The organism is Pseudomonas sp. KCJK9000 (assembly GCF_046230725.1).
Taxonomy (GTDB): Bacteria; Pseudomonadota; Gammaproteobacteria; order Pseudomonadales; family Pseudomonadaceae; genus Aquipseudomonas; species Aquipseudomonas promysalinigenes.
Window position 1 is genome coordinate 114,650 of sequence record NZ_JBJJLN010000009.1, and the last position, 12,348, is coordinate 126,997.

9 protein-coding genes are annotated in these 12,348 nt (G+C 61.2%); 4 read left to right on the forward strand and 5 right to left on the reverse strand.

Annotation, left to right across the window (positions count from 1 at the left end; genetic code table 11):
- Positions 1-8: 8 nt before the first annotated feature.
- From ACK59H_RS06880 to ACK59H_RS06890, 3 genes are all read right to left on the reverse strand, one after another.
- The gene (locus tag ACK59H_RS06880; protein ID WP_060476879.1) at positions 9-737 is read right to left on the reverse strand and encodes an aspartate/glutamate racemase family protein; all 729 of its coding nucleotides are present in this window, start codon (positions 735-737) and stop codon (positions 9-11) included.
- Between the two features lie 17 nt (positions 738-754).
- Entirely contained in the window at positions 755-2,287 is a 1,533-nt protein-coding gene (locus tag ACK59H_RS06885; protein WP_060476878.1) for an NCS1 family nucleobase:cation symporter-1, read from the reverse strand.
- A gap of 459 nt (positions 2,288-2,746) precedes the next feature.
- On the reverse strand, positions 2,747-3,184 hold the full coding sequence (locus ACK59H_RS06890) for an Lrp/AsnC family transcriptional regulator (RefSeq protein WP_409264335.1): 438 nt from the start codon (positions 3,182-3,184) through the stop codon (positions 2,747-2,749).
- Between the two features lie 133 nt (positions 3,185-3,317).
- Here ACK59H_RS06890 and ACK59H_RS06895 point away from each other — a divergent pair, with 133 nt between their 5' ends.
- Positions 3,318-4,214 (forward strand): DMT family transporter, encoded by an 897-nt coding sequence (locus tag ACK59H_RS06895; protein ID WP_060476875.1) that lies wholly within the window; start codon positions 3,318-3,320, stop codon positions 4,212-4,214.
- Positions 4,215-4,243: 29 nt separating this feature from the next.
- Positions 4,244-5,170 carry a class I SAM-dependent methyltransferase gene (locus ACK59H_RS06900; RefSeq protein ID WP_060476874.1) on the forward strand — a complete coding sequence of 309 codons (927 nt, stop codon included), beginning with the start codon at positions 4,244-4,246 and terminating at the stop codon, positions 5,168-5,170.
- 142 nt (positions 5,171-5,312) lie between these two features.
- Here the strand turns inward: ACK59H_RS06900 and ACK59H_RS06905 are convergent, their stop codons facing one another.
- Positions 5,313-6,314, reverse strand: coding sequence for a sulfate ABC transporter substrate-binding protein (locus ACK59H_RS06905; protein WP_261743804.1), 1,002 nt, complete (start codon positions 6,312-6,314; stop codon positions 5,313-5,315).
- A gap of 179 nt (positions 6,315-6,493) precedes the next feature.
- Here ACK59H_RS06905 and ACK59H_RS06910 point away from each other — a divergent pair, with 179 nt between their 5' ends.
- Positions 6,494-11,008 (forward strand): NEL-type E3 ubiquitin ligase domain-containing protein, encoded by a 4,515-nt coding sequence (locus ACK59H_RS06910; RefSeq protein ID WP_060476872.1) that lies wholly within the window; start codon positions 6,494-6,496, stop codon positions 11,006-11,008.
- Here the strand turns inward: ACK59H_RS06910 and ACK59H_RS06915 are convergent.
- Positions 10,992-11,816, reverse strand: a complete 825-nt coding sequence (locus tag ACK59H_RS06915) for an ion transporter (protein WP_060476871.1) — start codon at positions 11,814-11,816, stop codon at positions 10,992-10,994. The two genes, ACK59H_RS06910 and ACK59H_RS06915, sit on opposite strands and share 17 nt — an antisense overlap.
- Positions 11,817-12,001: 185 nt before the next feature.
- Between ACK59H_RS06915 and ACK59H_RS06920 the strand changes: the two genes are divergently transcribed.
- Complete coding sequence (locus ACK59H_RS06920) at positions 12,002-12,307, forward strand: RHS repeat-associated core domain-containing protein (RefSeq protein ID WP_409264338.1); 306 nt, start codon at positions 12,002-12,004, stop codon at positions 12,305-12,307.
- The last annotated feature ends 41 nt before the right edge of the window (positions 12,308-12,348 follow it).

The window sequence follows — 12,348 nt, forward strand, 5'->3', positions numbered from 1 at the left end:
GGCGGCGCTTAACGCCCGAACTTCATCGGCCAGCCCAACACCTTCTTCGGCCGTGGTGTAGCGAAGGTGCGCACCTTGGACGTACTCAGCCCCATCCGCACCAACGACTCGGCAATGGTCACCGCGGCGCTCACTCCATCGATCACCGGCACTCCAGTGCGCTGGCGGATCAGTTCGTCCAGCCCGGCCATGCCACCACAGCCCAGGCAGATTACCTCGGCCTTGTCTTCACGCACGGCGCGTTCGGCTTGCTCGACAATAGCCTCGACAGCGCGCTCAGGGTGCTCCTCCAATTCCAGTACCGCCAAGCCACTGGCCCTGACCGAGGCGCAGCGGTCGTACAGGCCGGAGAGCTTCAGTCGGTCCTCGATCAGCGGTACGGTGCGGTCCAGGGTGGTGACCACCGAATAGGCGTGGCCCAGGTACATCGCCGTGCTGGCGGCGGCATCGGTGATGTCCACCACCGGCACCTCGAGCAACTCCTGCAACCCTTCGCGGCCATGCTCGCCGTACCCGGCCTGGATCACCGCATCATAAGGGCCTTCATAAGCCAGTACACGGTCCATCACGGCGATGGCGGCCAGGTAGCTTTCGAAATTACCCTCTACCGATTCGGCCCCGAACCAGGGTGTCAGGCCGATGATCTCAGTGCCTGGCGCGGCCACGCTACGCGCTTGCTCGGCAATGGCCTGGGTGATGGTTTCGGTAGTGTTCACGTTCGCGATAAGAATACGCATGGGGCAGTCTTCCTTGATCAATGGCTGCTGTGGTCGACGGCGATGCACTCGCCGCTGACATCGTGGTACTGGCGGTTACGCGGGGCGATCAGCAGGTACACCGCAGCGGCGATGCCCGCACCGATCAGCCAGGAAAACGGCGCGATGACATGGAAGCTAGGCACCAGCGCGAGGATGATCGCCAACAGCGCCGCAGGCCCGAATGCGGCCAAGGCGCGCAGGTTGATGCCTCTGCTGTAGTGGTAGGCGCCTGCAGGGTGCTCGGTGTACAGCTCGGGTACGTTGATCCGGCCTTTGCGCAGCAACCAGTAGTCGGCCATGATCACCCCGTACAGCGGGCCAAGCAGTGCGCCCAGGCCCGACAGGAAGTACACGATCACCAGCGGGCTGTTGTAGAGATTCCACGGCAAGATCAGCACCGCAAGGGTTGCGCTGATCAGCCCGGCGCGGCGGAAGTTCAGATGACGCGGCGCCAGGTTGCTCAGCACGAAAGCCGGTGCCACGAAGTTGGCCATGATGTTCACCGCCACGGTAACGATCAGAAAAGCCAGGCAGCCGAGTACCAAAAATGCTGTGCTGGGGATGCTGGCGACGATCTGGGTAGGGCTGTCGATGATCTGGCCATTGATCTGGAACTGCGCGCCGCACAGCACCACGGTGATCACGGCGAACACCAGGATGTTCACTGGCAGGCCCCAGAAGTTGCCGACGCGAATGGTCTTAGAGCACGGCGAGGAACGGGCGAAGTCACAGAAATTCAGCACCAGGGTGCCGTAGATCGCCAGCCAGAGCGCGCCACCGGCGAAAATGTTGCGCCACATCTCATAGCCGGCCAAGGGCTCGGCAACCGACCAGGCGATACGTGCATCGGCCTTGAAGTACATGAATACCGCCAGGCTAGCGACGGTGAGCAGTATCACCGGGCCGGCGAAGGCTTCGTAGCGACGAACCATTTCCATGCCGTAGGCAAGGATCACCAATTGCACCAGCCAGATCGCCACGAAGCACACCCATCCCAGGCTGGACAGCCCAAGAATGCTGTCGTGGTCATAAGCGGCAATCTGGGGCCATACGGCAGTCAAGAGCACGCGCAGCACTACCGAGGCCAGGTAGGTCTGGATACCGAACCAGGCGATGGCGATCACCGCGCGGATCAGCGCCGGTAACTGCGCGCCGTGGATGCCAAAGGCAATGCGGCTGATAACTGGGAAGGGCACGCCGGTCTTCTGCCCCATGTACCCAGAAAGGTTCATGAAGAAGTACACCAGCGCTGCGCCGATTGCCAGCGACAGCAGAACTTGCCAGCCTCCAAGGCCCAGGGCAAACAAGCCCATGGCGAAGGAGTAGTTGGCAATGTTGTGCACATCATTGGTCCATAACGCGAAGATGCTGTAGCGGCCCCAGCGCCGGCCCTGCAGTCGCGTCGGCGCCAAGTCCCGGTTGTGCAGGCGTGGGCTGAGCGCCAAGGGCGGCGTCCCGTCGATATGGGTGGAGGATGGGCTAATGCTGGCAACGGAAAGTTCAGGGGCAAGATCGATGCTGGTACTCATTCCGGCAGGCTCCTGATGCACGTGGACTGCGATGAGCGGGCATGCGCACGGGCTCGCCATCTCGTCGGTGCAGCTTGGCATCACTGGGTTCTGGGCGCAGCTGCCGGTATCGAGCCGACGCTGCGGGTTATTGTGTATTTATGTTTTGTTGGTCTTGTATACAAAACACAAGCACACAAAAGCGAGTTCCATGCCAGTGTGGATACGGATTTGCGGAATCGAACTTGGCTACGAGTTCTATATGGAAGTTAAGTGGCTGTTATTGATGAAATATAAGTTGACCAATTAATCAGCTTTATTTTTCAGGAAGTAAGATTTTTTGATCGTTCGGTCAAAGTTAGGTGCCTGGAGTGTGTCACTTAACGGGGCATTGAACTGTAATCTTGCACACAAAAATGGCACTTATAGTGACATTTGTGTGTACAAAAAAAGATCAGTAAATCGATTTTATGCATACACTCAGTCCATTGGCGGCAGTCGTCGTTTGACTGGGGTTTTCTTGATGATCGCGGTGTTGGTGACCGCGAGCACATTGATTCGGTCGAGCAGAATGTCGAGTTGCTCCATCGAGCGCACGTGCAGACGAGCAATGAAGCAGTCCTCGCCCGTCACCTTGTCGCATTCAGTGAATTCAGGGATCGCGATGATTTGCCGCTCCACTTCCTGCAACTGGCCCGGCAATGGGCGAATGCGCACGATCGCTTGCAGCTGATAGCCGAAACTGCGCGGGTCGACATCCACCGTATAGCCGTGCAGGACCCCACGTTCCTCCAAGCGTCGCAAGCGCTCGCTGACACTGGGGGCGGAAAGGCCGCTGATCTGCGCCAGTGCTTTGAGCGAGCGGCGTGAGTCTTCCATCAGTGCGTTGATCAACAGCTGGTCGATTGTGTCAGTCATTCTTTTCTCGGCAGGTGGTTAGGTCGATGTGCCTTGATAGTAAAGGTGAAATCGCTAAAGCGCCTTGTTTATCCGCTGGATGGCCTGGGGTGGCCATGCGCATACTAATGTCCTCATCCAAAGGAGGTGCGAGATGGACAGTTCAGTGCGTCGGGGCTCGTTGGAGATGGTCGCAGCCATGCTCATTTCCGGCACCATCGGCTGGTTCGTGCTGGTGTCGGGGCAACCGGTGCTGGACGTGGTGTTCTGGCGCTGTGTATTCGGGGCAGGCACCTTGCTGCTGATCTGCGCGGCGCTCGGCTTTCTCAGGCCGGGTGTCGTAACGGGCAAGGCAGTGCTGCTGGCGATTGTCAGTGGCATGGCCATCGTCGGTAACTGGGTGCTGCTGTTCGCCTCCTATTCGAAAGCTTCTATCGCTATTGGTACGGCGGTTTACAACGTCCAGCCGTTCATGCTGGTTGGGCTGGCGGCTGTGTTCCTGGGCGAGAAAATCACTGCCGCCAAGCTGACTTGGTTGATCGTCGCTTTCTTGGGGATGCTGGCGATCATCGGTGCCCATGGTGCAGGGCAGGGCAGCGGTGAGGACTACCTGCAGGGTGTGGGCCTGGCGCTTGGCGCGGCGTTCTTGTATGCAGTTGCGGCCCTGATCATCAAACGCCTCAGCGGCACACCGCCACATCTGATCGCGCTCATTCAGGTCGCCACCGGCGTGCTGCTGCTGGCCCCCTGGGCCAGGGTGAGCGCTTTGCCGAGTGACCCAGCGGCGCTGGCAAGCCTGGTGACCCTGGGCATGGTTCATACCGGTGTCATGTATGTGCTGCTGTACAGCGCCATTCAGCGCCTGCCGACGGCGCTTACCGGTGCATTGTCGTTCATCTACCCGATTGCAGCGATTCTGGTCGACTGGCTGGCTTTCGGTCACAGGCTCACGCCGCTGCAATGGTCCGGGGTGGCCTTGATTCTGCTGGCGGCGGCAGGTATGCAGCAGGGCTGGTGGTTTCGTTCGGCGCAGGTGGCGGTCAGAGGGTAGAATGCCCGTTTTATTGCTTGCGACCTGCCATGACCTCGCCGATACAGACCCTCGAGAAACACCTGCTCACCGCCCTTGACCCTGCTCCGGCGCAAACCCGCCGCCTGTTCCACGGCCGTGGGCGGTGCTGGGAGGGTCTTGAGCAAGTCACTGTGGACTGGCTGCAAGGGGTGCTGTCGGTCGCCCTGTTTCGCGAGCCGCCCGCAGGGCAATTGCCAGCGCTCGAAGCCATGTTGCTCAGCCTGGCCGAGCGCCCGCAGTGGACGGGCCAGGCGATTCTGATTCAGCACCGGTACCTGCCCGACAGTCCAGGCCAGTGGCTGCTTGGTGAGCCCTGCCAGCAGCGCGAGGTGATCGAAGATGGTCTGAGTTACCTGCTCGATCTGGGCGTGCGGCAGAACAACGGCCTGTTCCTGGACATGCGCTATGGTCGGCGATGGGTGCGCGAGCAGGCAGCGGGCAAGCGTGTACTCAATCTGTTCGCCTATACCTGCGGCTTTTCGGTAGCGGCGATCGCAGGCGGCGCCGAGCAGGTTGTGAATCTGGACATGGCCAAGTCGGCACTGGCCAGAGGCAGGGACAACCACCGCCTTAACGGGCACGATGCCTCAAGGGTCGCCTACCTTGGGCACGAGTTATTCAAGTCTTGGGGCAAGGTGCGCAAGTACGGGCCCTACGACCTGATCATCATCGACCCGCCGACCTTCCAGCGTGGCAGTTTCGTGCTGACTCAGGACTACGCCAAGATCCTGCGGCGGCTGCCGGAGCTGCTCAACGAGGGTGGCACGGTGCTGGCTTGCGTCAACGATCCTGGGGTTGGACCGGCGTTTCTGATCGACGGGATGGCCGAGCACGCGCCTGAGCTGGGCTTTGTCGAGCGGCTCGAAAATCCGCCGGAATTTCCCGATGCCGACCCTGAAGGCGGACTCAAGGCGCTGGTGTTCCGCCAGCGGTAGAACCAGGCGCTGGGTGAAGGCTGCTTACTGGTCTAGCTGCTCCGGGCTCTGCGCGGCTGCAGCCGCTCCAACAGGTCACCTCATACAGGTGCAATCCTTTTGGGGGCTTTAGCCGCGAACAGGCTCGTAGCATTGTTTGCGATTACTGCTGGTTGGTGTAGATCTGGTCGAACACGCCACCATCGTTGAAGTGTGTCTTCTGCACGGTACGCCAGTCACCGAAGGTTTTTTCGACCGACAGGAAGTCGACTTTCGGGAAACGGTCGGTGTACTTGGCCAACACGGTCGCGTCGCGCGGGCGCAGGTAGTTCTGCGCGGCAATTTCCTGAGCGGCTGGCGACCACAGGTATTTCAGGTACTCTTCGGCCACAGCCTGAGTACCTTTCTTGGCTACTACCTTGTCGACCACGCTCACCGGCGGCTCGGCCTCGGCCGACACACTTGGATAGACCACTTCGAACTGGTCGCGGCCAAACTCGCGGGCAATCATTTCCGCTTCGTTTTCGAACGTCACCAGCACGTCACCGATCTGGTTGGTCATGAACGTAGTGGTGGCAGCACGGCCACCGGTGTCGAGCACTGGCGCCTGTTTGAACAATTTTCCGACGAATTCGCGAGCCTTGTTTTCGTCGCCACCTTGCTTGAGCACATAACCCCATGCCGAGAGGTAGGTGTAGCGCCCGTTACCCGAAGTCTTGGGGTTGGGCACGATCACTTGTACACCGTCCTTGAGCAAATCGGGCCAGTCTTTGAGCGCCTTGGGGTTACCCTTGCGCACGATGAACACGGTGGCCGAAGTGAACGGCGCGCTGTTGTTGGGCAGGCGGCTCACCCAGTTGTCCGGTATCAGTTTGCCGTTGTCGGCCAGGGCGTTGATATCGGTCGCCATGTTCATGGTGATGACGTCTGCCGGCAGGCCATCGATCACTGCCCGTGCCTGCTTGCTCGAGCCGCCGAAGGACATCTGCAGGTTGACCTTCTCGTTGTGTTCGGCTTCCCAGTGCTTCTGGAAGGCTGGGTTGTAGTCCTTATAGAAGTCGCGCATCACGTCGTAGGAAACGTTGAGCAAGGTAGGTGCAGCCTGGGCCAGGTTACCCATGGCCAGGCCTGCGGCGAGCAGTGAGGCGGTGACGAGTTTTTTCACGAAGCGTTCCTTGTCGTAAGGCAGCAGTTTGGCAATGTGCCAGCGACTATAGCGTTTCGGCGACGAGCGTTTAAAGACCCAATCGGTCTTTGCTTATGCGCTAGGTATTAAGTATCTAGCGGCGTTTGCCAAGCAGCGCTGGCTACCCTCACGGGCTCTTTTCCTGGAGGCCCGAGACCATGCAGAACCTACCTGCTCATCCGTCCATCGCATCAGGGTTGGAACGCCATGCCCAGGCGTTTCATGACCGCTTCATCGAGGGCCGACTGCCAGCCTGGCTCAAAGCCGCCAGCCCCGAGCAGCTGCCTGGTCTGTGCCTGGCCTTGCAGCGCAGCCTTGGCCTGCGCCATCAACTGAGCGCTACCCTGGCCGGTATCGAGGGTATCGAACGTTTTGCCCAGCAGCGGCTAGAGGCGGCCTTGCAAGCGCGTTTCCAGCAGCCTTTTGCGGTCAACCGCTGGAAGTTCATTACTGGTTCACGCCAGCCGGTGATCAATATCCAGCCGGTGGGTGCGCACCTGACCGAAGTGGTCTACACAGACATGCCGCTGCTCGAAGCGGCACTGCGCAATTTCACCGCAGAGCAGGCCAGCGAGGCGGGTCAGCCCCGTGGCAACCGCCTGACCAGCGCCCGCCAGGGTAGCATCAAGCCACCTTCGGCCATCGAATTTGCCCAACTGTGCCGTAGCCTGGACATCGGCGCGCAGTACCAGCGCCACCTCGACAGCATCCTTTTGGCACCGGCCGCTGATGGGCAGCCGGTGTCTACCCTGCTAGGCGAGCTGCAGCGCCAGCAGATGTTGGTCGATGCCTACCGGGCTCAGCAGGCCAAGGTGTTGAATGATCAGGAGCTGCAACTGGTGGTCGGTCTGTGCCGCGATGGTACGCCGCCGCGCCTGGGGGGCGATCCTGTTGTTGCCAAACGGCTGCGTCTGCTCGACTGCGACCTTGAGCAAATCGTGCTGCTCGAGGTGATAGACGAAGGGTTGCTGCTCAATACCACCCGGCGGATCCTCGCGTACGTCCCTGGTGACCCCCATGGGCCGTGGTCGGTTTTCGACAGCCTCAGGCGTTTGGCCAACGGGTTGGGCAAACGCTTGCGCAGCAGCCAGTATCAGCAGTTTTTCAGCCGCTTCGTCCGCCGACGCGATAGCCAGCGTTTCTTCTCGATCATCATCCCGGGCTATGCCGGCCTGGCAGCGTTCGCCAACATCGACCTGGATGAACGCATGTATGCCTACCGGCTTCCGCTTTTCGAGACCCTGGGCGCTGGCCGCATCAAACAGATCAAGGACGATGCCGCCATGATCGCGGTGCCGGTGGCAGACCTGGACCGTCAGGTGCAGCAAGCCCACGACCGGCGCCTGGCGACCGAAGGGTTGGCGTTGCTGAACCTGGCCGGGCTGTTCATTCCTGTCGTCGGTGCAGGCCTGCTTGCGCTCACCGCGTGGGAGCTGCTGACCGAGGTCTATCACGGCGTCGAGGCCTGGCACGAAGGTGATACCCAGGGTGCCTTGGAGCACATGATGCACGTTGCGACTGATCTTGCCGTTATGGCTGCGCTGGGTGTTGGGGTTACCGTGGCCCGCCGTGCTTGGACGCGCTCGAGCTGGGTGGATGGTTTGTTACCTGAGCGCTTGGAGGATGGCACCACGCGCCTTGGCAATCCGCGCCTTGAGCAGTATCGCAGCCCTTTGCCGGCGCTTAAGGAGCAACCCGATGCGCAGGGCGTGTATCGCCTTGGCGAGCTGGCGTGGGTCGAAATGGAGGGGCACCATTATCCGGTCGTGCAAAGCGCCTTGGACGGGCAGTGGCACTTGCGACCGCGTGGTGGGTGCGGGCCAAGGCTCATTCATAACGGGGCGGGTGCGTGGCGGGTGTGGTTCGAGCAGCCTGGCCAATGGGAGGACCGTCTGCGCTTGTTCCGCCGCCTGGGCGGGCACCTGGGCGAGCTTGATGACGAACAGATCGAACAGTTGCTGGTTGCCCATGACCTGCAGGCCGATCACCTGCGGGCACTGCACGTCTATGGTCAGGCGCCTGATCCTGCTTTGCTCGACAGCGCCCAGCGCATGCGCCTGGACCAGCGAATCAGCAGGCTGATCAGCGCCCTACGCTCGGGCGTGCAAAGCGATGACGACGGTTTGCTCGCTCAGGCCAGGGCTTTGCCGCAGGCCTCGGGCCTTTCAGACCAAGCATTGGCCGAACAGATAGCACGTCAGCGCCAGGTTTTGTTCAGCAACGCCTACCAAGCCAGCCAAGGTGCCGGCGATACGCAGAGCCAGGCGTTGCGCCGCGCGTTCCCAAGCTTGCACGAAGGCGCTGCTCGCGCGCTGTTACGCGATGCCCATGTAAGCGACCGCCAACGCTTGGCTGAAAGCGGTAGGGTGCCGCTGCGCCTCGCTGAAGCGGCGCGCGAGCAGGCCGCCCGCATACGCTTGGCCCGGGTGTTCGAAGCGCTTTACCTGCGGGTGCCGCAAACCACCGATCTGGCTCGCGTGGTCCTGGGCCTGCTCGAGCGCATGCCGGGTGGCACGCAGGTGCGTTGGTCGTTGTTCGACGGCACTGTCGATACACCGCTACAGGTCAACGCCCATAGCGCTGCAGATCATTTCGGCGTGCGTCACCATCAGGGCCAATTCACCCTGCTCAATGCCCAGGGGGCAGCGCTGGGTGAGCCGGGGGAGCTGTTCGAAACCCTGGCGGCGGCGTATGACGACCGCCAGCGGGCAGCCTTTGCAGTCGCTGAGCCATTTGCCCACAACCTGCGCGTACTGATCACTCGGCAGGCGGCGCGGCAGCGCACCGAGGTGCAGCAATTGCTTGCGCCGGCAAGGCCCACAGGTTGGTTCCGGCCTGTGCAGCGGCTGCCCGATGGGCGGCTGGGGTATCCGTTGAGTGGCCGTCTGCCAGGCACTGGCAGCCAGACGGCCAACTACGCATTATTGGCTATGGTGCGCGAGTTGTATCCGACCTATACCGATGCCCAAGCTTTGGCCTGGGTGGAAGAGGTGCGCGGCAGCGCAGGGGATGTGCACCGAGAAATCAACCGTCTGGGTAATCAGTTAGCCATGCTGGAGCGCCAGCTTCGCCGCTGGGCACGTCAGGCGCCACGCGGCGCCCAGCGTGAAGAGCGACGTTACGTTTTGCGCAGCTTGCTGGACTGCTGGCAGCGACGCGTCACGACCCATAACGACAGCTTGCTGAACACATCAAATTTTCGCCTGGCCATTTTCGCTGCAGAACCGGGCCAGTTGCCCGACCTGCCGCCGCAAGTCAGCTTTGCCCATGTCCACGAGCTGGCGTTATTGGGCATGCGCCTTGATGCGGTGCCAGAGAGTTTTCTGAGCAGGTTCCCCAACTTGCGCATTCTGGAACTCAATGGTAATCGCCTGACTCGTCTGCCGGCTGGCCTTGAGCACTTGACTGAATTGCGCGAACTGGACCTGTTCGGTAACCGCATTGTCCTGGACACGGCACAGGCGAACGTGCTGGCGCGCTGCGAATCGCTGGAATACCTGAACCTCTCCTTCAACCCACTGGGCCGCGGGTTCACCCTTCAGCAGTTGGGTCGCCTGCGGCGCCTTCATTTAAGGGGCACCGGCCAAACTGAACTGCCGCCCTCAATCTTGCGGTGTGCAGACTTGTTGCAGGTTGACCTGCGTGATAACCAGATCAGCCGGCTGCCTGCCTGGTTCGCTCGTTCGCCGGTGTGGACAAGGCGCATGATCATGTTGTGGGGCAACCCGCTGCCTGCCACTGACCTTGAATTGTTACGCGCGGGCACGCCATCGCTGGGCGCAGATCTTAGCGCGCCAGGTGGGACTACCCAGGTGCGGCTGCGCTGGCTAGATGCGGCCAGGGGCCTGACCCGCGACGAGCAATCGGCGTGTTGGGAGGCGGTACAGGTCGAACCTGGCAGCGCGGACTTTTTCAATTTGCTGGCGCGCCTTTTGGAAACGGCTGACTTTGCCCAGCGCCCCGAAGCACTGGCCGAGCGGGTGTTCACCATGCTTGATGCGATGCAGGAGCATACCAGCCTGCGTGAAGCCCTGTTCGAGCAGGTGACCCGCCAGCTTACCTGCCAGGACAGCGTCGCCCTGAGCTTCAGCAACCTGGAGTTGAGCTTGTTGGTCTGGCGCGCCCGGATCGAAGCCGGTGCTGGCGCCGAGCAAGCGGCGCTGTTGCAGTTGGGCCGCCAGTTGTGGCGGCTGGATGAAGTCGAGCGGATTGCATTGGCCGATATCCAGGCGCGGCGAGCCTCCGGCGCCGACCCCGACGAAATCGAGGTGGGCCTGGCCTACCGGATCGGTCTGCGCGATGCGCTGAACCTGCCAGCGCAGCCGGGTGACATGCTGTTCGCGCAAGTGTCCGGGGTGGATATGGCGCGCCTGGAAGCGGCCCGTGACCAGGTGCAGGCTGCCGAGACCGACGATGCGATAGCTGCCTCGCTGGTTCAGCGCGAATTCTGGCAGACGTTGTTGGAGCGCACTCAAGCCGATGCCTTCGAGGCCGCCGATCAACCCTTCCACGAGCGCTTGCAAGCGTTGCTCGATACCGCCGAATCGGTACCTGAGGCCGAGTACCTGGCGCGGGTAGGGGCTGTGCACGCCGAGCGTCAGGCTGCCCGCGAACGGTTACTGTTGGAGCTGACCCTCAAGGCCCTGGCCGAACCCGCTAACCCTGCTTCTTGAACAGCGCGCTGCCGCAGCGCGAACAGAACGCCGCAGCCGGCTCATGGGCCGGCTTGTGGCATGTCGGGCAGTCATGGCGTAGCTGCTCGCCGCGCATCGCGTTGGCCAGTTCAGCGGTGAAAATGCCAGTGGGCACGGCGATGATCGAGTAGCCGGTAATCATCACCAGCGACGACAGCACCTGGCCCAGCGGTGTCTTCGGCACGATATCGCCAAAGCCTACGGTGGTGAGCGTGACGATGGCCCAGTAGATGCCTTTGGGGATGCTGGTAAAGCCATGCTCAGGGCCTTCGACCACGTACATCAACGTGCCGAACACGGTGACCAGCGTTGATACACTGGCCAGGAACACGATGATCTTCTGCTTGCTGCCGCGCAGGGCCTCGAGCAGGTAGTGGGCTTGCTTGAGGTAAGGGCTGAGCTTGAGCACGCGAAAGATGCGCAGCATTCGGATCACCCGAACGATCAGCAGGTACTGGGCGTCGCTGTAGTACAGCGCGATGATCCCCGGCACGATCGCCAGCAGGTCGACCAGGCCATAGAAACTGAAGGCGTAGCGCAAGGGCTTGGGCGAGCAGTACAGGCGGGTGAGGTATTCGGCCAGGAAGATCGCGGTGAAGCCCCATTCGATACCGGCCAGCAGGCCGGCATAACCCTGGTGCACTTCGTTGATGCTGTCGAGGATCACGGTGACCAGGCTGGCCAGGATGATCAGCAGGAGAATCTTGTCGAAGCGACGGCCGGCTACGGTGTCGGTCTGGAAGACGATTACATAGAGCCGCTCGCGAACTGATTGCGGGGTTTGCATGGTTTGTGTTCCGGGTGCGTAAGCAGCAAGCCTAGAAGGTCAGTGTCCGATGCTGCAACAGGCTGAACTGGCAAAAATGCCAGTTTCAGGTATCTGAGTGTTGGCCGCAGAATGGCGTCAGGCTTGGGCGGGTGTGTGAGATGGTAATGAAAAGGAGAACTGAACTACGGGGCTTGGCATGGCGCATGCTGGGTTATACCGCTTATGGGTATTCGCAAAAGGAGCCAGCCGCTGCGTTGGGGTTCAATGGTGAGCGCAAGGACGAACTGCTGCAAGCCTATGCACTGGGCAATGGGTATCGGTTCTACTGCCCTGCACTTATGCGCTTTTTCAGCCCGGATGTATTGAGCCCGTTCGGTAAGGGAGGGGTCAACACTTATTCCTATTGCCAAGGTGATCCGGTCAATCGCTTAGACCCGACTGGGGGAATAGGCACTTTGAGACGCTTGCCGGGGCGGGCAAGGCCAGGGGCGGGGGGTACGCCAGTGTAGGAGGTTGCGAAAAAAAGATTGCCGACGGCGGATGTCAAAAT

Excerpts from the sequence above, each read along its gene's own strand:
- ACK59H_RS06880 (WP_060476879.1), bottom strand. The coding sequence starts at position 737 with ATGCGTATTCTTATCGCGAACGTGAACACTACCGAAACCATCACCCAG.
- ACK59H_RS06885 (WP_060476878.1), bottom strand. The coding sequence starts at position 2,287 with ATGAGTACCAGCATCGATCTTGCCCCTGAACTTTCCGTTGCCAGCATT.
- ACK59H_RS06890 (WP_409264335.1), bottom strand. The coding sequence starts at position 3,184 with ATGACTGACACAATCGACCAGCTGTTGATCAACGCACTGATGGAAGAC.
- ACK59H_RS06895 (WP_060476875.1), top strand. The coding sequence starts at position 3,318 with ATGGACAGTTCAGTGCGTCGGGGCTCGTTGGAGATGGTCGCAGCCATG.
- ACK59H_RS06900 (WP_060476874.1), top strand. The coding sequence starts at position 4,244 with ATGACCTCGCCGATACAGACCCTCGAGAAACACCTGCTCACCGCCCTT.
- ACK59H_RS06910 (WP_060476872.1), top strand. The coding sequence starts at position 6,494 with ATGCAGAACCTACCTGCTCATCCGTCCATCGCATCAGGGTTGGAACGC.
- ACK59H_RS06915 (WP_060476871.1), bottom strand. The coding sequence starts at position 11,816 with ATGCAAACCCCGCAATCAGTTCGCGAGCGGCTCTATGTAATCGTCTTC.
- ACK59H_RS06920 (WP_409264338.1), top strand. The coding sequence starts at position 12,002 with ATGCTGGGTTATACCGCTTATGGGTATTCGCAAAAGGAGCCAGCCGCT.